Raw genomic sequence first — 18619 nt, 5'->3', positions numbered from 1 at the left:
TACACAAGGAGAGAACCCAAAGTGGCCGAGCTGTTCTACGACGCTGACGCCGACCTGTCCATCATCCAGGGCCGCAAGGTCGCGGTCATCGGCTACGGCAGCCAGGGCCACGCCCACGCGCTGTCGCTGCGTGACTCTGGTGTCGACGTCCGGGTCGGTCTGCACGACGGCTCCAAGTCCAAGGCCAAGGCCGAGGAGCAGGGCCTGCGCGTGGTGAGCCCCTCCGAGGCCGCCGCCGAGGCCGACGTCATCATGATCCTCGTCCCGGACCCGATCCAGGCCCAGGTCTACGAGGAGCACATCAAGGACAACCTGAAGGACGGCGACGCCCTGTTCTTCGGTCACGGCCTGAACATCCGCTACGGCTTCATCAAGCCCCCGGCCGGCGTGGACGTCTGCATGGTCGCCCCGAAGGGCCCGGGGCACCTGGTCCGCCGCCAGTACGAGGAGGGCCGCGGCGTCCCCTGCATCGCCGCCGTCGAGCAGGACGCCTCCGGCAACGCCTTCGCGCTGGCCCTGTCGTACGCCAAGGGCATCGGCGGCACCCGCGCCGGCGTCATCAAGACGACCTTCACCGAGGAGACCGAGACCGACCTGTTCGGCGAGCAGGCCGTCCTCTGCGGTGGTACGGCCGCGCTGGTCAAGGCGGGCTTCGAGACCCTGACCGAGGCCGGCTACCAGCCGGAGATCGCCTACTTCGAGTGCCTGCACGAGCTGAAGCTGATCGTGGACCTCATGTACGAGGGCGGCCTGGAGAAGATGCGCTGGTCCATCTCCGAGACCGCCGAGTGGGGCGACTACGTCACCGGCCCGCGCATCATCACCGACGCCACCAAGGCCGAGATGAAGAAGGTCCTCGCCGAGATCCAGGACGGCACGTTCGCCAAGAACTGGATGGACGAGTACCACGGCGGCCTGAAGAAGTACAACGAGTACAAGCAGCAGGACTCCGAGCACCTGCTGGAGACCACCGGCAAGCAGCTCCGCAAGCTGATGAGCTGGGTCGACGAAGAGGCGTAAGCACCACGTCAGGGGGCCGGGGCAGACTGCTCCGGCCCCCTTCGTCCACCTGTTGTCCACCTCGTCCAGCCACGGACGAGTGATCCTTCCGCAGCGGCGCAAACCGTCGGCCGCGGCGCTACTAGACTGCTGAACAACAAACGCGTCAGGCCCACAGCGTCGTGCGTCTCCGCGGCTAGCCCCTCCACCGCCATCGGCCGTCGGGACGGCCGTCCGCACTGGACTTGTGAGGACTCACGTGAGCTCGAAACCCGTCGTACTCATCGCTGAAGAGCTGTCGCCCGCCACCGTCGACGCCCTGGGACCCGACTTCGAGATCCGGCACTGCAACGGTGCCGACCGGACCGAGCTGCTCCCCGCCATCGCCGACGTCGACGCGATCCTGATCCGGTCCGCCACCAAGGTCGACGCCGAGGCCATCGCCGCCGCGAAGAAGCTCAAGGTCGTCGCCCGCGCCGGTGTCGGCCTGGACAACGTGGACGTCTCCGCCTCCACCAAGGCCGGCGTGATGGTGGTCAACGCGCCCACCTCCAACATCGTCACCGCCGCAGAACTCGCCTGCGGCCTCCTGCTCGCCTCCGCCCGCAACATCCCGCAGGCCAACTCGGCCCTGAAGAACGGCGAGTGGAAGCGCAGCAAGTACACCGGCGTGGAGCTGGCCGAGAAGACCCTCGGCGTCGTCGGCCTCGGCCGCATCGGCGCGCTGGTCGCCCAGCGCATGTCGGCCTTCGGCATGAAGGTCGTCGCCTACGACCCCTACGTGCAGCCCGCGCGCGCCGCCCAGATGGGCGTGAAGGTCCTCTCGCTGGACGAGCTGCTGGAAGTCTCCGACTTCATCACCGTCCACCTGCCCAAGACCCCCGAGACCCTCGGCCTCATCGGTGACGAGGCGCTGCGCAAGGTCAAGCCGAGCGTCCGCATCGTCAACGCCGCGCGCGGCGGCATCGTCGACGAGGAGGCGCTGTACGCGGCGCTGAAGGAGGGCCGCGTCGCCGGCGCCGGCCTCGACGTGTACGCGAAGGAACCCTGCACCGACTCCCCGCTGTTCGAGCTGGACCAGGTCGTGTGCACCCCGCACCTCGGCGCGTCCACCGACGAGGCCCAGGAGAAGGCCGGCATCGCCGTCGCCCGCTCGGTGCGCCTCGCCCTCGCCGGCGAGCTGGTCCCGGACGCGGTGAACGTGCAGGGCGGAGTCATCGCCGAGGACGTCAAGCCCGGCCTGCCGCTCGCCGAGCGCCTCGGCCGCATCTTCACCGCGCTCGCCGGCGAGGTCGCGGTCCGCCTCGACGTCGAGGTGTACGGCGAGATCACCCAGCACGACGTCAAGGTGCTCGAACTGTCCGCGCTCAAGGGCGTGTTCGAGGACGTCGTCGACGAGACGGTGTCGTACGTCAACGCCCCCCTGTTCGCCCAGGAGCGCGGCGTCGAGGTCCGGCTGACCACCAGCTCCGAGTCGGCCGACCACCGCAACGTCGTCACCGTGCGCGGCACGCTCGGCACCGGCGAGGAGATCTCGGTCTCCGGCACGCTGGCCGGCCCGAAGCACGTCCAGAAGATCGTCGCCGTCGGCGAGTACGACGTCGACCTCGCCCTCGCCGACCACATGGTCGTCCTGCGCTACGAGGACCGCCCCGGTGTCGTCGGCACCGTCGGCCGCATCCTCGGCGAGGCGGGCATCAACATCGCCGGCATGCAGGTCGCCCGCGCGACGGTCGGCGGGGAGGCGCTGGCCGTCCTGACCGTCGACGACACGGTCGCGTCGGGTGTGCTGGGCGAGCTGGCCGCCGAGATCGGGGCGACCTCCGCCCGGTCGGTGAACCTGGTCTGAGTTCCCTCACGAGAGAACGCCGGGCGGGCTGACGAAGGTCAGCCCGCCCGGCGTTCTCTCGTGCCCGTGCCCTACTTGTCGTCGGTGACCTCGATCCGGCGCAGGCTCACCGCCGCTCCGCCCGCGGCCAGCGCCAGCAGCACCGCACCCGCGGTCGCCGCCCCCTGCATCCCGCTCGTGAACGCCTCCCGGGCCGTGGAGAGGAGGGACTCACCGGCCCGGCCGGGCAGGTGGGCCGCCGTCGTCAGGGCGCCGCCCAGTGTCTCCCGGGCCGGGGCGGGCGCCGAGGCCGGCATCCCGTGGCGGTAGAGGGCGGTTCCGACGGACCCCAGCACCGCCATGCCGAGCGCGCCGCCGAACTCCGTGGCGGTCTCCAGCAGGGAGGACGCCGTGCCCGCCCGCTCCACCGGGGCGGTGCTCATGGCGAGGTCGGTCAGCTGGGACATCACCATCACCACGCCGCAGGCGAGGATGCCGGCGGCGGCCAGGACCAGCCAGAGCGAGTCGGTGCCCGCGAAGGCGAGCAGCGCGTACCCCGCGGCGGTGACGGCGAAGCCGGCGGCCACCACATAGCCGCGGTTGGCGCCCCGCTGGACGAGGACGGTGGCCACCGGACCGGCGACGCCGATGAGTACCGACGGCAGCAGACTCCACAGCGCCGCCTGCAGCGGGCTCTTGCCGAGGACCGACTGCAGGTACTGCGTCGTGAAGATCGCCGAGCCCATCATGCCGAACGCGGAGACCAGGGTCAGCACCAGCGCCGGGGTGAAGCCGCGGCCCTTCAGCAGCGCCGGCGGGATCAGCGGGGAGGCGGCGGTGCGCTGCCGGTGCACGAACAGCGCCGCGAACAGCAGGCCGACGGTCACCGAGACGACGTACAGCGGGTGCCAGCCCTCGGAGGGGATCTCCTTCAGGCCGTAGATCACGGGCAGTACGGCGGCCATCGACAGCGGCACGCTCACCCAGTCGAACCGGCCGGGGTCGGCGCTGCGGGACTCCGGCAGCAGGACCGGGCCGAGGACCAGCAGGAGCAGCATCGCCGGCAGGTTGACCAGGAACACCGAGCCCCACCAGAAGTGCTCGACCAGGACGCCGCTCATCACCGAGCCGAGCGCGATGCCGCCCGTCATCACCCCGGACCACAGCCCGATCGCCTTCGCGCGCTGGCCGGGGTCGGTGAACATCGTGCGCAGCAGGGCCATCGTCGACGGCATCAGCGTGGCGCCGCCGATCCCGAGGACCGCGCGGGCCGCGATGAGGGTCCCGGCGCTGTCGGCGTAGGCCGCGAGCAGGGACGCCCCGCCGAAGGCCGCGGCGCCCATCAGGAGGAGCCTGCGGCGGCCGATCCGGTCGCCGAGCGAGCCCATCGTCATCAGCAGGCCGGCCAGGACGAAGCCGTAGATGTCGTAGATCCACAGCTGCTGGGTGCCGCTGGGGCGCAGGTCGGCGCTGATCGCCGGGGTCGCGAAGTACAGGACGGAGACGTCCATCGAGACCAGGAGCAGGGGAAGCATCAGCACACCGAGCGCGGTCCACTCACGCCGTCCGGCGCGGGTGGGGGTGGCGGTGGCGGGTGTGGCGCGTGCGGTGGTGGGTGTGCTCGGGGCGGTGCTCGTCGGGTTGGTCATGCCAAGGAATATACGAGCGTCTTAAACGCTTGTCTAGAACGAATGTATAGGCCACTCGTCTAAGACGCTCGTATGGATCGAGGGGTAGGCTGCGAGGCATGGGACACCGTGAGGATCTGCTCGACGGCGCGAAGCGCTGCCTGCTGGAGAAGGGGTTCGCGCGGACGACGGCGCGCGACATCGTGAAGGAGTCCGGCACCAACCTGGCCTCCATCGGCTACCACTACGGCTCCAAGGACGCGCTGCTCGCGCAGGCGTACGTGGCGCTGGTGGAGGAGATGTCCGAGGCGTTCGCCGGGGGAGCGGACGCGGGGCTCACCGCCGCGCCGGGCTCACTGGAGCGCTTCCGGCAGGTGTGGTCCAACGTTGTCACCACCATGCGCGAGCCCCACTCGATGTGGCGGCTCAGCGCGGAGATCGCCGTCATGGGCGACCAGTTGCCCGAGGTGCGGGACCATCTGGCGCGGGCCCAGCGGGAGGGGTCCCGCGGCTTCGTCGCCCTCATGACGGACACGCCCGAAGAGGACATCCCCGAGGACGTCGTCGACACGCTCGGCAGCTTCTACACGGTCCTGATGACCGGGCTGATCACGTTGTGGACGTTCGATCCGAAGACCGCCCCGGACGGCGAGGTCCTGACCGAGGGTCTGCGCCGGGTGGTGGAGGGGGTGGCCCGCGCATGACGTCGACCGTCGGAGTAGGGGTGCTGCTGATCGGCCCCGACGGACGCATCCTGATCGGCAGGCGGATCAAGCGCGGCGAGACGCCGACCTGGTGTCTCCCGGGTGGTCACGTGGAGCCGGGGGAGACGTTCGAGGAGGCCGCGCTGCGGGAGGTGGAGGAGGAGACCGGCATCCCCCGGGACCGGTTGCCCGAGATCCGCGCCTTCGCGGTGACCCTGCGCACGGACGTCCCCGACACCTCGGTCACGGGCTGCGTGGTGGCCCACACCGACGGCCCCCTCGAAGCGGCCCTCACCGAACCGGACGTCTTCGCCGAGTGGCGCTGGGTGCATCCGGAGACTCCGCCGACGCCCCTGTACCCGGCCACCGAGGCGTTGCTGGCGACCTGGCTCGGCGAGACGGCTCCGGCGGGGTGGACGGTGTACCCGGTACCGACGACCGTGCCGAGACGGGTTGGGTGAGTGCGCCGGCGTTGTGAGGTTGCCGTGGGGCCACCACCAGGAGCCCCCGGCCCCGTTCGCCTCCGGTGCCCTCCTCGGCCGGCCGGGGGAGGGCTCGTACCGGGTCCGACACGTCCACGACGAGGGCCCCCGACTCCAACTCGGCCAGCCGCAGCCACACGTCATGGCCAGGCACCTTTCCGTGCACCACCGCGTTGGCGACCAGTTCGGAGGTCACGAGTACGGCGTCCGCCACGTCCCCGGCCCAGCTCCAGAGCGTGAGGCGGCGCCGGACGTGCACCCGGGCGAGGGAGACGCTGCGAGCCGTCATGGGGTAACTCACCTGCCTCCAGAGGACACGGAGCGCGCCTGGTTCAAGTCCTCCTACAGCGACTCCGCCGGCCAGAACCGCATAGAAGCAACCCCTCTCCCCCCCCACCTGGCCGTCCGGGACTCCAAAAATCCCGGCGGACCCGCGCTCCTCGTCCCCTCCCGTGCCTGGGCGGCGTTCATCGCTCACGTCGTCGCCGGGTCGGGCTGGGCCGGGAGGTTGTAGCGCTCCTCGGTGAGGCCGATCAGGCCGGTGCCGCCGAGTCCCGCTCGCGATGCTCAGAGCCGGGCCACCTTGAGGGCCATGTGGAGGAGGAGGCGGTCTTCGCCGTCGTCGAGGTCGAGGCCGGTGAGCTGCTCGACCCGGGAGAGGCGGTAGTACAGGGTCTGCCGGTGGATGCCGAGCTCCGCTGCCGTGCGGCCTGCCTGGCCCGCGCAGTCCAGGTAGACCTCCGCCGTGCGGGCCAGCTCCCGGTGGGCGGGGGTGAGGAGGGGGGCGACCGCCGGGTCGTGGGCGGACTCCGGGGGGAGGGCCGTCAGGAGTCGGTACGGGCCGATTCGGGACCACTCGGCGACCGGGCCCAGCCTCGGCTCGGCCAGGGCCGCGCGTGCGGCCGCCGACGCCTCCTGCCAGGTGGCGCCCAGGTCGGCCAGGCCGGTCCGGGGCTCGCCGACGCCTGCGGCCGGGGCCCGTTCCGCCTCCCGCAGCAGGCGTGCGGCCGCCGTGAGGGCCGGGGTCGTCACGTCCGTGGTCCGGAGTCGTACCAGGGCCGCGAGGCTGTGCGCCGTCGCTCCCCACGGGACCGTGCACAGCGCCGTGGTGTGCGGGACCGTGCGCGGGGACGGGGCGTCGTCCGGGTCGGCTGAGGGCCAGGGGGCCACGCAGACCAGGGTGTGGGGGCCGTCCGCGCGGGGTCCGAGGGCGGTGCGGAACTCCGCCACCGCCATGTCCCGCTGCCAGCCCCGCTCGGCCGTCAGCACCGCCCGCAGTTCCCGGCTCAGGTCCGCCCCCGCCTGTGCCTCGTCCGCGAGCAGCGCACCGATCCGCCCGGTCACCCCCATGGCGTCGGCCAGCTGGGCGTCCGTCGGGCCGGGGTCGCTGTCCAGGAGCCAGACGTAGCCGAGGACGACCCCCCGGTGCCGTACCGGAAGGCAGATGCGGCCCCGGTACACGCCGGCCTCCGGCGTCGGCGGGATCCGTACCGGGCCCGTGGCGCGTGTGATGCCGAATCCCTCGAACCAGTGCCGCACGGCCGCCGTGGAGCGCCGGGTCAGGATCGAGCGGGTGCGGACCGGGTCCAGCGCCGAGGGGTCGAGGTCGCCCTCCGGGTCGTACCCGGCGAAGGCGATCAGCCCGAAGTCACGGTTCTCCAGGGTCGCCGGCACCCCCAGCAGCTCCGAGACCTCGTCCACCAGCTCCTGGTAATCGCCCCGGTAAGGCTCGCTCTTGGTCACAGTCGCCCCGGTGTCTCGGTGCTGGTCGCGGTCGGCAGGCGGCTCTTCTGCCGGGGGCCCGGGGGTCGCCCCCCGGAATGGCGCAGCGTCAGCCGCCACGAGCCCCATTCTTCCGCATCTCACGGCCGCCTTCATACATCTGTCTGAGATCCCGGGCGCGGATGCGTGACAGCTGTCGATGGCCCACGATCGGAGAGATCCATAGGTTTCACCGTGGTTCTCCGTGCCGTACCCGAATCGTGGGATGACGGCCGAATTGGTGCTTGTCTGTGGAGGTGCCCGTGCTGGGTCCCGTGATTCTCGCCGCGTCGCGCAGCGACCGGATGCGTCGCCTGATCTCGGCGGCCCCGGTGACCAAGCAGGTCGTCGACCGGTTCATCCCGGGCGAGTCCGTCGACGACATCGTGCCGATCGTCAGGGAGATGACGGCCAAGGGGCTCGAACTGACCATGGACGTGGTCGGCGAGGACATCACCACCCCCGAGCAGGCCGCCGCCGCCCGCGACGCCTACCTCGCGCTGATCGACCACCTCAAGGAGCTGGGGCTCGGCGAGAAGGTCGAGATGTCGGTCAAGCTCTCCATGTTCGGCCAGGCCCTCCCGTCTCCCACCACCGCCCTCAACCGAGGGCCCTCCGGGCCCGCCCCCGCATTCCAGGGCGGGCACGAGCTGGCCCTCGCCAACGTCCGGCCGGTCGTCGAGGCCGCCGCGGCCATCGGTACGACCGTGACGCTGGACGCCGAGGACCACACCACCCTCGACTCGATGTTCGCCATCCACGAGGAGCTGCGGAAGACCCATCCGGAGACCGGCTGCGTCATCCAGGCCTACCTCTTCCGCACCGAGGCCGACGCCCGCCGCCTCGCCGCCGCCGGCAGCCGGGTGCGCCTGGTGAAGGGCGCCTACAAGGAGCCCGCCGAGGTCGCCCTCCAGCAGAAGCACGAGATCGACAAGGCGTACGTCCGTGTCCTGCGCATCCTGATGGAGGGCGAGGGCTACCCGATGATCGGGTCCCACGACCCGCGCCTGATCTCCATCGGCCAGGAACTGGCCCACCAGGCCGGACGCAAGCTCGACGAGTACGAGTTCCAGATGCTGTACGGCATCCGCAGTGACGAGCACCTGCGGCTGGCCGCCGAGGGCCACCGCATGCGCGTCTACACGGCCTACGGCACCGACTGGTACGGCTACTTCATGCGGCGCCTCGCCGAGAAGCCGGCCAACCTGCGGTTCTTCGTCCGCAGCATGCTCAGCAAGGGCTGAGCCCCCCCCGCACGCCCCAAGCCCCGACACCCGCTCACGTACAAGGAGTTCGGATCACATGGACGCTGTGACCCAGGTCCCCACCCCCGTCAACGAGCCGGTGCACGGCTATGCCCCCGGCTCGCCCGAGCGCGCCCGGCTGGAGGCCAAGCTCAAGGAGCTGGCCGAGAACCCGGTCGACCTGCCGATGACCATCGGCGGCGAGAAGCGGCTCGGTGGCGGCGAACCCTTCCAGGTGGTCCAGCCGCACAACCACAAGGCCGTCATCGGCACCCTGCGCAACGCCACGCAGGCCGACGCCCAGGACGCCATCGACGCGGCCCTCGCCGCCGCACCGGCCTGGCGTGCGATGGCCTTCGACGACCGCGCCGCGATCATCCTGCGCGCCGCCGAGCTGCTGGCCGGCCCGTGGCGCGAGACCATCGCCGCCTCCACCATGCTGGGCCAGTCCAAGACCGCCCAGCAGGCCGAGATCGACAGCCCCTGCGAGCTGGTCGACTTCTGGCGGTTCAACGTCCACTACGCCCGCCAGATCCTCGCCGAGCAGCCCCCGGCGAACTCCCCGGGCGTGTGGAACCGTCTGGACCACCGCCCGCTGGAGGGCTTCGTCTACGCGATCACGCCGTTCAACTTCAGCGCGATCGCCGCGAACCTGCCCACCGCGCCCGCCCTCATGGGCAACGTGGTGGTCTGGAAGCCGTCCCCGACGCAGACCCACGCCGCCGTGCTGCTGATGCGGCTGCTGGAGGAGGCCGGTCTGCCCAAGGGCGTCATCAACCTCGTCACCGGTGACGGCATCGAGGTATCCAAGGTCGCCCTGGAGCACCGGGACCTCGCAGGCATCCACTTCACCGGCTCGACCAAGACCTTCCAGTACCTGTGGAAGACGGTCGGCGCCAACATCGAGAAGTACCGCTCCTACCCGCGCCTGGTCGGCGAGACCGGCGGCAAGGACTTCCTCGTCGCCCACCCGAGCGCCGACCGCGCCGTGCTGAAGACCGCCCTCACCCGTGGTGCCTTCGAGTACCAGGGCCAGAAGTGCTCCGCCACCTCCCGCGCCTACGTCCCGGCCTCCATCTGGAACGCCGGCTTCAAGGAGGAGTTCGCCGCCGAGGTCGACTACCTCACCATGGGTGACGTCACCGACCTGTCGAACTTCATCGGCGCCGTCATCGACGAGCGGTCCTTCGCGAAGAACAAGGCCGCGATCGACCGCGCCAAGGAGGACCCGGCCTGCCGCATCGTCGCGGGCGGCTCCTACGACGACTCGGTCGGCTACTTCGTCCGCCCGACCGTCATCGAGTGCAGCGACCCGGAGAACGAGGTCTTCCGCACCGAGTACTTCGGCCCCATCCTCGCCGTCCACGTCTACGAGGACGACACGTACGACGAGATGCTGACCCAGATGGAGTCGGTCTCCGACTACGCCCTCACCGGCTCGGTCGTCGCGAACGACCGCGCGGCGGCGGCGTACACGATGGAGAAGCTGCGCTATGCGGCCGGCAACTTCTACATCAACGACAAGTCGACCGGCGCCGTGGTCGGCCAGCAGCCCTTCGGTGGCGGCCGTGCCTCCGGCACCAACGACAAGGCCGGCGCCCCGCAGAACCTGCTGCGCTGGACGCTGACCCGCGCCATCAAGGAGACGCTGGTCCCGCCGACCGACTACAGCTACCCCCACATGGGCTGACCGCAGGGCCCCCACCGACGCGGGCCGGGAAGCCAGACCCGAAACTGGCTTCCCGGCCCGTTGCCATGCCCGGACATGTTCATTGAAACCGCAGCTCAGGGGGGTGTGACCGAGGCGGCCGTCTCAGATAGTAGGAAGTCCGAGTAATTGTGCAGACAGGCGCGGCCTGCTCCCTTACTTTTGTAGGAGCCGAACGTCTCGCTCGATCCAGCGAATGGCGGTCGTGAGCCGGGCCCCGAGCAGGCAACCCCTGCGGCCTCGCGCTCCCCGCCCCTTCCGGCGACTCGTAACTTTCCGCACTCCGTGATTGCGAAGGAGTCGATCCCTCATGGCCGAGACGACCGTCCGCCGCCGAGTCCGCCACGTGTCCCGCACCAGCGAGTCCGACCGCAAGAACGCCGCCGCCGCCCTGCAGCGCGCCCTCGACCGCCGGGACAACGGCGGCGAGACCGGCCACTGAGCCGGCCGCCGGCCCGGACCACCGCGCCGGCAACGCGCCCCGTCCGAATGGCGGACGGGGCGTGTCATCACCTGGGACGAAGAGTAGGGTGCCCGCATGTCTCGCAGCATCAATCTCGCAGTGATCCCCGGTGACGGCATCGGCCAGGAGGTCGTGGCCGAGGGTCTGAAGGTCCTCTCCGCCGTCCTGCCGCAGGATGTGAAGCTGGAGACCAAGGAGTACGACTTCGGCGCCAAGCGGTACCACGCCACCGGTGAGACCCTCACCGACGCCGACCTCGACGCGCTCAAGCGGCACGACGCCATCCTGCTCGGCGCCATCGGCGACCCGTCGGTGCCGTCCGGCGTCCTGGAGCGCGGCTTCCTGCTCAAGCTCCGCTTCGCCTTCGACCACCACGTCAACCTGCGGCCGTCGAAGCTCCTGCCCGGCGTCGCCACCCCGCTCGCCGGTGAGCCGAGCATCGACTTCGTCGTCGTCCGCGAGGGCACCGAGGGCCCCTACACCGGCAACGGCGGCACCATCCGCAAGGGCACCGAGCACGAGGTGGCCACCGAGGTCTCCGTCAACACCGCCTTCGGCGTCGAGCGGGTCGTCCGGGACGCCTTCGCCCGCGCCCAGGCCCGCCCCCGCAAGAAGCTCGCGCTGATCCACAAGAACAACGTGCTGACCTTCGCCGGTCACCTGTGGACGAACGTCTTCAACAAGGTGGCCGCAGAGTTCCCCGAGGTCACCACCGAGTACATGCACGTCGACGCGGCGACCATCTACCTGGTCACCCAGCCCGAGCGGTTCGACGTCATCGTCACCGACAACCTCTTCGGCGACATCATCACCGACCTCGCCGCGGCCGTCTCCGGCGGCATCGGCGTCGCGGCCTCCGGCAACATCAACCCGGGCCGCGAGTTCCCGTCCATGTTCGAGCCCGTCCACGGCTCGGCCCCGGACATCGCCGGCCAGGGCAAGGCCGACCCCACGGCCACGGTCCTGTCCGTCGCCCTGCTGCTGCGCCACCTCGGTTACGACGCCGCGGCGGACCGGATCGACGAGGCGGTCACCGCCGACCTCACCGAGCGCGCCGGCGGCCTCGCCCGCGGCACCGCGCAGATCGGCGACGCGCTCGCCTCCCGAGTAGCCGGCTGACCCGGCGCTCCCCCCAAGCCGCCGGGTCGCAACCGCACCCGGCGGCTTCTCCTTGCCCGGCCCCGGGTGCCACCATCAACCTCGCAGGCCCTGCCGCCAAACTCCCGTCTGCCGCGCGACGCCATGCACGCTCCCCCAGCCTTCGGCCGGGAGGTGCCCCCACTCGCCGCACCGGGCCCTGACCCGAGTACGTCCAGTACGAGGGTCTGGGGCCGGCACTCCCCCAGCCTCCGGCCGGGGGGACCCCCAGAGCACGCACCTGACGCCGCGCGGCCCGCCCTCCGGGCGAACGACGGGAGTTTGGCGGCAGGACCTGGGCCGCCGCCCCCCGGTTCCGTCCATCGCCTCCTCCGCGCGATAATCGAACGCGGAGCCGCGACATGAGGGAAAGCTCGGACGTCCTAGCACCGGCCGGAAACGACCGGTGCCGGGCATGAGCGCGGCCCGTCACTCCAACTGGTGAAGGACAACCACCCATGACGACGCCCACGATCGAGCTCAAGCCCTCCGCCAACCCGCTCGCCGCCGCGGAGCGCGAGGCGATCCTGGCCGGCCCCGGATTCGGCCGCCACTTCACCGACCACATGGTGACGATCAAGTGGACGGAGGGCCGCGGCTGGCACGACGGCCAGCTCGTGCCGTACGCGCCGATCCCGCTGGACCCCGCCACCAACGTCCTGCACTACGCCCAGGAGATCTTCGAGGGCCTGAAGGCCTACCGGCGCCCCGACGGCTCGGTCGCCACCTTCCGCCCCGACCAGAACGCCAAGCGCTTCCAGCGTTCCGCGCGTCGCCTGGCCATGCCGGAGCTACCCGTCGAGACGTTCATCGAGGCGTGCGACGCGCTCGTCCAGCAGGACAAGGACTGGGTGCCCGCGCACGGCGGCGAGGACTCCCTCTACCTGCGCCCCTTCATGATCGCCACCGAGGTCGGCCTCGGCGTGAAGCCCGCCAACGAGTACCTGTTCATCGTGATCGCCTCCCCGGCCGGCGCCTACTTCCCCGGCGGCGTGAAGCCGGTCTCCATCTGGGCCTCCGAGGACCGCGTCCGCGCCGTCCCCGGCGGCATGGGCGACGCCAAGACCGGCGGCAACTACGCGGCCTCCCTGCTCGCGCAGGCCGAGGCCGCCGCCAAGGGCTGCGACCAGGTCTGCTACCTCGACGCCGTGGAGCACAAGTGGGTCGAGGAACTCGGTGGCATGAACCTGTATTTCGTGTACGGCGACAAGATCGTCACGCCGAAGCTGTCCGGCTCGATCCTGGAGGGCGTCACCCGTGACTCCCTGCTGACCGTGGCCCGCGACCTCGGCTACGAGGCGGAGGAGGCCCGCGTCTCCATCGAGCAGTGGCAGGCCGACTCCGAGAACGGCACCCTGACCGAGGTGTTCGCCTGCGGGACGGCCGCGGTGATCACCCCGGTCGGCACGGTCAAGCGGGACGGGGCCGAGTGGAAGCAGTCGGGTGGGGAGCCCGGTGAGGTGACGATGCGGCTGCGTCAGGCTCTGCTGGACATCCAGCGGGGGATCACGGAGGACGCGCACGGCTGGATGCACCGTCTCGGCTGAGGGCTTAGCGGGGGACTGCCTCGGCCCGGTGACTCTCCGCGGGTCCATCGTGGCTGGTCGCGCAGTTCCCCGCGCCCCTTCGAGCGCGTTCAGTGAGCGTCAGTAGCGAATAGGTCGCTCCTCCCACCGCGCCCGACAGCAGGAAGCTGCAGTCCACTCCGCCTGTCAGGTGCAGCAAAGGGCCCTGGTAGGAGGGGAGGGAGACTCCCAGCAGGCCTACTCCCGCGCCGATCGCCCAGGATGTCGTCGCGCGGATGTTCCAGCCGGCGCGGTACCAGTAGGCGCCGCCTCGGGCGCGGCGGTTGAAGACCTGGAGGGCGTCGGCGTCGTAGACGCCCCGGCAGCGGGCGAAGCCGATGAGGGTGATGACCGCCCAGGGCGTGCCGATGGCGGTGAGCAGGAGCACGAAGGACGTCATCGCGGACTGCGCGTTCCAGGCGTAGTGGCCGACGAAGACGCAGACCGTGGCGACCAGGGCGACCGTGCAGGTGGCGCGGGCGCGGGAGGCGCGGGGCAGGATGGCGTCCAGGTCCAGGCCCATGGAGTACAGCATGAGGCCCGCGTTGCCGACCGAGCCTGCGGAGGCGGACAGCAGGAGCGGGATCAGGTACCAGGCGGGGGACGCGGCGACCAGCGGCCCCGCGTAGTCGGTGGCGGCGTGGGCCGCGTACGCCGTGAACGTGCCGAACAGCTGGGGCACCAGCAGGCCGAGGACCAGGCCGAGCCAGGTGGCGTGCAGGACGCGGCGGCCGGAGTTCCGGGCGGGGGAGATGTAGCGGGTGTAGTCGCCGAGCAGGGTGATGAAGGCGATGGGCCCGGACAGGCCGGCCGCGACGGCCGCGAGGAACCAGGTCGGCCAGAACCCGCCGAGGAGGTAGCCGCCCGCCCCCGGCAGCGCCGCGGTGGTGAAGTGCGGGGCGTAGGCGACGATCCCGAGGACCAGCAGGGCGGTCATGCCGATGCTCAGCAGCTTGGACATGGCGAGCAGCACCCGGTAGCCGTACACCGCGCCGGCGACGGTGGCGGCTGCGAGCACCGCGTAGACGATGCCGTACGACACTCCGTCCGCGGACAGGCCGAACAGCCGGCCGAGGACGCCGATCATCACGTCGCCGCCGATCCACACGGTCAGCGCGGTGTAGCCGAGGGCCAGCAGCAGGCCGACGATCGAGCCGACCAGCCGGCCCCGCACCCCGAACTGGGCGCCGGAGGACGTGGAGAGGTTGGTCGCGGTGCGCAGGGAGACCAGCGCGAGCGGGGCCGTGAACAGGGTGCCGACCACCGTGCCCGCCACGATCGAGGTGACGGACGCCCACCAGCCGAGTCCGAAGGACGGCGGCAGCCAGCCGAAGATGATCACGCCGAGGCAGAGGTTGGAGCCGAGCAGGATCGACACCAGGTCCCGGGGCCCGCTGGTGCGTTCCTCGTCCGGGATGGTGTCGACTCCGCGCTGTTCTATGGGCATGGCTGGGGTCTCCTTCGACGGCCGCCACTGACAGTTTGAGCGACGTTCAATGTGTCCTGAATCCTGCTCGCCGGTCAATGCTTCTGTTTCACGAACCTTAGGTTTAGAGTGATGCTCTAAGTTGGGGATGGCAAGGAGGTGCCGCGTCGTGAGACTCACCCCCACGGAACGTGACCGGCTGCTGCTCTTCGGAGCCGCCGAGCTGGCCCGGGCCCGCCGGGCCCGGGGCTTGCGGCTGAACGTGCCCGAGGCCACCGCGCTGATCGCGGACACCGTCTGCGAGGCGGCCCGGGACGGCCGGCGGCTCGCCGAGGCCATCGAGGCCGCCCGCTCGGTGCTCGGCCCCGAGGACGTGCTGCCCGGCGTCGCCGACGTCGTCACCGAGGTGATGGTCGAGGCCGTCTTCGACGACGGCTCCCGGCTCGCCGTGGTCTCCGACCCGATCGGCGGCGGGGCCCTCGGCGCGGACGGTCCGGGTGCGCTGCTGCCCGGCCCCGAGCACGCCGACCCCGCACCGGCGCTCCGGCTCACCGTCACCAACACCGCCACCGTGCCGGTCTCCGTGACCTCCCACTTCCACTTCTTCGAGGCCAACCCGCGCCTGGACTTCGTACGCGAGAGGGCCTACGGCATGCGGCTCGCCGTACCCGCCGGGTCCTCGGTGCGGTTCGGGCCGGGGGAGAGCGAGGAGGTCGGGCTCGTCCCGATCGGCGGCGACCGGATCGCGATCGGCTTCGCCGGACTGGTCGACGGACCGCTGGACGCGCCGGGCGCGAAGGACGAGGCACTGCGCAGGGCCGCCGCCTGCGGATACCTGGGCACGACGACGCCGGAAGGAGGCGAGGAGCGATGAGCCGATCCAAGGGACGCGAGGTGAGCCGGTCGATCCACGTCGACCCGCACGCCTACGCCGCCACCCACGGCCCCCGCGCCGGCGACCGCGTCCACCTCGGCGACTCCGGGCTGGTCATCCGCGTCGACGCCGACGCGCAGCAGTACGGCGACGAGTTCCTCGCCGGGTTCGGCAAGACCGCCCGTGACGGACTGCACCTCAAGGCCGCCGCCGTCCGCGACACCTGTGACGTCGTCATCAGCAACGTCGTCGTGATCGACGCGGCCCAGGGCATCCGCAAGGTGTCCATCGGCATCAGGGAAGGCCGGATCTGCGGCATCGGACGCGCCGGCAACCCCGACACCCTCGACGGCGTCGACGTCGTCGTCGGCACCGGCACCTCCATCGTGTCCGGCGAGGGGCTGATCGCCACCGCCGGAGCCGTCGACACCCACGTCCACCTGCTGTCGCCCCGCATCATGGAGGCCTCGCTCGCCTCCGGGGTGACCACGATCATCGGGCAGGAGTTCGGCCCGGTGTGGGGCGTCGGCGTCAACTCGCCCTGGGCGCTGCGCCACGCCTTCAACGCCTTCGACGCCTGGCCCGTCAACATCGGCTTCCTCGGCCGGGGTTCGTCCTCCCACGACGCCCCGCTCATCGAGGCGCTCGCCGAGGGCGGCGCGTCCGGGTTCAAGGTCCACGAGGACATGGGCGCCCACACCCGCGCCCTGGACACCGCGCTGCGCGTCGCCGAGGAACACGACGTCCAGGTCGCCCTGCACAGCGACGGCCTGAACGAGTGCCTGTCGGTGGAGGACACCCTGCGCGTGCTGGAGGGCCGTACGATCCACGCCTTCCACATCGAGGGCTGCGGTGGCGGACACGTCCCCAACGTGCTGAAGATGGCCGGCGTCCCGAACGTCATCGGCTCCTCCACCAACCCCACCCTGCCCTTCGGCCGGGACGCGGTCGCCGAGCACTACGGCATGATCGTCTCCGTCCACGACCTGAAGACCGACCTGCCCGGCGACGCCGCCATGGCCCGCGACCGCATCCGCGCCGGCACGATGGGCGCCGAGGACGTGCTGCACGACCTGGGCGCGATCGGCATCACCTCCTCCGACGCCCAGGGCATGGGCCGGGCGGGCGAGACCGTGCGCCGCACCTTCGCCATGGCCGGGAAGATGAAGGCCGAGCTGGGCGCGCCGGACACCGGGCACGACAACGAGCGCGTGCTGCGCTACATGGCCAAGCTGACGATCAACCCGGCCATCGCGCACGGCCTCGCGCACGAGGTCGGCTCCATCGAGGTGGGCAAGCTCGCCGACATCGTGCTGTGGATGCCGGAGTACTTCGGCGCCAAACCGCAGCTCGTCCTCAAGTCCGGCTTCCCGGCGTACGGTGTGGTCGGCGACCCGAACGCGGCCACCGACACGTGCGAACCCCTCGTGCTGGGCCCGCAGTTCGGGTCGTACGGCGCGACGGCCGCCGACATCTCCGTGGCGTTCGTCGCCCAGGCCGCCGTCGACCAGGGGGGCGACACCATGCCCACCCGGCGCCGCCGGGTCGCCGTGCGCGGCACCCGGGGCATCGGCCCCGCCGACCTGCGGCTGAACTCCCGGACCGGAGCGGTCGACGTCGACCAGCGCACCGGCCTGGTCACCCTCGACGGCGAACCGCTCAGCTCCGAGCCCGCCGACTCCGTCTCCCTCAACCGCCTCTACTTCCTCTGAGGATCCCTGATGAACACCCCCGCCGCCGACGGCTTCCGCATGCCCGCCGAGTGGACCCCGCACGAGCGCACCTGGATGGCGTGGCCGGGCCCCAACCCCACCTTCGACGACCCGGACGACCTCGCCGCCTCCCGCGCCGCCTGGGCGTCGGTGGCCCGCGCCGTCCGCCGCTTCGAGCCCGTGACGGTGGTCTGCGGGCCCGGCCGGTCCGCCGAGGCGCAGGTGCTCCTCGGCCCCGGCATCGACACCGTCGAGCGGGAGCTGGACGACGCCTGGATGCGGGACATCGGCCCCACCTTCCTCACGGACGGGCGTGGTGGACTGGCCGCCGTGGACTGGACGTTCAACGGCTGGGGCGCGCAGGACTGGGCCCGCTGGGAGCACGACTCCAAGATCGCCGCGTATGTCTCCGACCTGGCCGGGGCGAAGACGTACGCCTCGAAGCTGGTCAACGAGGGCGGCGCCATCCACGTCGACGGCGAGGGCACGGTGCTGCTCACCGAGACGGTCCAGCTCGGTCCGGAGCGCAACCCGCACTGGACGAGGGGACAGGTCGAGGCGGAGATCCACGCGCACCTCGGCACCGAGAAGGCGATCTGGCTGCCGCGCGGTCTGACCGGCGACTACCCTCCCCCACTGCCCGAAAGGCGTGGGGGGACCCCCAACGGCTTCGGCACCCTCGGGCACGTCGACATCGTGGCCGCGTTCGCGCGCCCCGGTGTCGTGGTCGCCCACCACCAGCCGGACCCGGCCCACCCCGACCACGAGGTGACGAAGGAGGTCATCGGCCTGCTGAGGTCGGCGACGGACGCCCGGGGACGCCGCCTGGAGGTCGTCGAGGTGCCTGCCCCGACCGTCCTGGAGGCCGACGGCCACTGGGCCGACTACTCCTACATCAACCACTACCTGTGCAACGGCGGGGTCGTGCTGTGCGGCTTCGGTGACCCGCGCGACGAGGTCGCCGCCGGGATCTTCCGCCGTCTCTTCCCCGAGCGGACGGTGACCCTCGTGGACGCGCGTACGATCTTCGCAGGCGGGGGCGGTATCCACTGCATCACGCAACAGCAGCCGAAGGTCTGACACACGGG

Annotated in this window: 16 protein-coding genes; 13 read left to right on the top strand and 3 right to left on the bottom strand. The window is 71.3% G+C overall.

Going from position 1 to position 18619, the window contains the following annotated elements:
- Positions 1-21 precede the first annotated feature (21 nt).
- Together ilvC and serA are read left to right on the top strand one after the other, a co-directional pair.
- A complete protein-coding gene (ilvC, locus tag DBP14_RS08400; RefSeq protein WP_129306393.1) occupies positions 22-1020 on the top strand; it encodes a ketol-acid reductoisomerase in 999 nt (332 codons plus the stop codon).
- Between the two features lie 238 nt (positions 1021-1258).
- Entirely contained in the window at positions 1259-2848 is a 1590-nt protein-coding gene (gene serA, locus DBP14_RS08395) for a phosphoglycerate dehydrogenase (RefSeq protein ID WP_129306392.1), read from the top strand.
- Positions 2849-2919: 71 nt separating this feature from the next.
- Here the strand turns inward: serA and DBP14_RS08390 are convergent, their stop codons facing one another.
- Complete coding sequence (locus DBP14_RS08390) at positions 2920-4362, bottom strand: MFS transporter (protein WP_241741197.1); 1443 nt, start codon at positions 4360-4362, stop codon at positions 2920-2922.
- 212 nt (positions 4363-4574) lie between these two features.
- Between DBP14_RS08390 and DBP14_RS08385 the strand changes: the two genes are divergently transcribed.
- The 3 genes from DBP14_RS08385 (at position 4575) to DBP14_RS37420 (ending at position 6155) form a co-directional block, all read left to right on the top strand.
- On the top strand, positions 4575-5159 hold the full coding sequence (locus DBP14_RS08385; RefSeq protein WP_129306390.1) for a TetR/AcrR family transcriptional regulator: 585 nt from the start codon (positions 4575-4577) through the stop codon (positions 5157-5159).
- Positions 5156-5620, top strand: a complete 465-nt coding sequence (locus DBP14_RS08380; protein WP_129306389.1) for an NUDIX domain-containing protein — start codon at positions 5156-5158, stop codon at positions 5618-5620. Before DBP14_RS08385 ends, DBP14_RS08380 begins: the two co-directional genes overlap by 4 nt.
- Before the next feature lie 163 nt (positions 5621-5783).
- Positions 5784-6155: a DUF397 domain-containing protein gene (locus tag DBP14_RS37420; protein ID WP_347239641.1), complete on the top strand. Its 372-nt coding sequence runs from the start codon at positions 5784-5786 to the stop codon at positions 6153-6155.
- Positions 6156-6208: 53 nt separating this feature from the next.
- On the opposite strand, the gene DBP14_RS08370 is transcribed toward DBP14_RS37420, so the two are convergent.
- Positions 6209-7384: a helix-turn-helix domain-containing protein gene (locus DBP14_RS08370; protein ID WP_241740840.1), complete on the bottom strand. Its 1176-nt coding sequence runs from the start codon at positions 7382-7384 to the stop codon at positions 6209-6211.
- A gap of 281 nt (positions 7385-7665) precedes the next feature.
- Here DBP14_RS08370 and DBP14_RS08365 point away from each other — a divergent pair, with 281 nt between their 5' ends.
- The 5 genes from DBP14_RS08365 to DBP14_RS08340 all read left to right on the top strand — a co-directional run bounded on the left by DBP14_RS08365 (position 7666) and on the right by DBP14_RS08340 (position 13501).
- The gene (locus tag DBP14_RS08365) at positions 7666-8646 is read left to right on the top strand and encodes a proline dehydrogenase family protein (RefSeq protein WP_129306387.1); all 981 of its coding nucleotides are present in this window, start codon (positions 7666-7668) and stop codon (positions 8644-8646) included.
- Between the two features lie 58 nt (positions 8647-8704).
- Complete coding sequence (pruA, locus tag DBP14_RS08360; protein ID WP_129306386.1) at positions 8705-10336, top strand: L-glutamate gamma-semialdehyde dehydrogenase; 1632 nt, start codon at positions 8705-8707, stop codon at positions 10334-10336.
- Between the two features lie 328 nt (positions 10337-10664).
- The gene (locus DBP14_RS37250) at positions 10665-10796 is read left to right on the top strand and encodes a hypothetical protein (protein ID WP_015493350.1); all 132 of its coding nucleotides are present in this window, start codon (positions 10665-10667) and stop codon (positions 10794-10796) included.
- Between the two features lie 96 nt (positions 10797-10892).
- Positions 10893-11936 carry a 3-isopropylmalate dehydrogenase gene (locus DBP14_RS08350; RefSeq protein WP_129306385.1) on the top strand — a complete coding sequence of 348 codons (1044 nt, stop codon included), beginning with the start codon at positions 10893-10895 and terminating at the stop codon, positions 11934-11936.
- A 476-nt stretch (positions 11937-12412) separates the two neighbouring features.
- Positions 12413-13501, top strand: coding sequence for a branched-chain amino acid aminotransferase (locus DBP14_RS08340; RefSeq protein ID WP_129306384.1), 1089 nt, complete (start codon positions 12413-12415; stop codon positions 13499-13501).
- A 4-nt stretch (positions 13502-13505) separates the two neighbouring features.
- Here DBP14_RS08340 and DBP14_RS08335 read toward each other — a convergent pair whose 3' ends face one another.
- The gene (locus DBP14_RS08335; RefSeq protein WP_129306383.1) at positions 13506-14966 is read right to left on the bottom strand and encodes a cytosine permease; all 1461 of its coding nucleotides are present in this window, start codon (positions 14964-14966) and stop codon (positions 13506-13508) included.
- A gap of 148 nt (positions 14967-15114) precedes the next feature.
- Between DBP14_RS08335 and ureA the strand changes: the two genes are divergently transcribed.
- From ureA to DBP14_RS08320, 3 genes are read left to right on the top strand one after another with little or no spacing between them, the layout of a single operon-like run.
- Complete coding sequence (gene ureA / locus DBP14_RS08330) at positions 15115-15819, top strand: urease subunit gamma (RefSeq protein WP_129306382.1); 705 nt, start codon at positions 15115-15117, stop codon at positions 15817-15819.
- The gene (locus tag DBP14_RS08325; RefSeq protein WP_129306381.1) at positions 15816-17531 is read left to right on the top strand and encodes an urease subunit alpha; all 1716 of its coding nucleotides are present in this window, start codon (positions 15816-15818) and stop codon (positions 17529-17531) included. The genes ureA and DBP14_RS08325 overlap by 4 nt, the downstream gene beginning before the upstream one ends.
- 9 nt (positions 17532-17540) lie before the next feature.
- Complete coding sequence (locus DBP14_RS08320; RefSeq protein ID WP_129306380.1) at positions 17541-18611, top strand: agmatine deiminase family protein; 1071 nt, start codon at positions 17541-17543, stop codon at positions 18609-18611.
- Positions 18612-18619 lie beyond the last annotated feature (8 nt).

Origin of the sequence: Streptomyces sp. L2, assembly GCF_004124325.1 — a bacterium.
GTDB lineage: Bacteria > Actinomycetota > Actinomycetes > Streptomycetales > Streptomycetaceae > Streptomyces.
The sequence above is the reverse complement of the archived record's forward strand: the minus strand, read 5'-3'. Positions and strand labels throughout refer to the sequence as shown.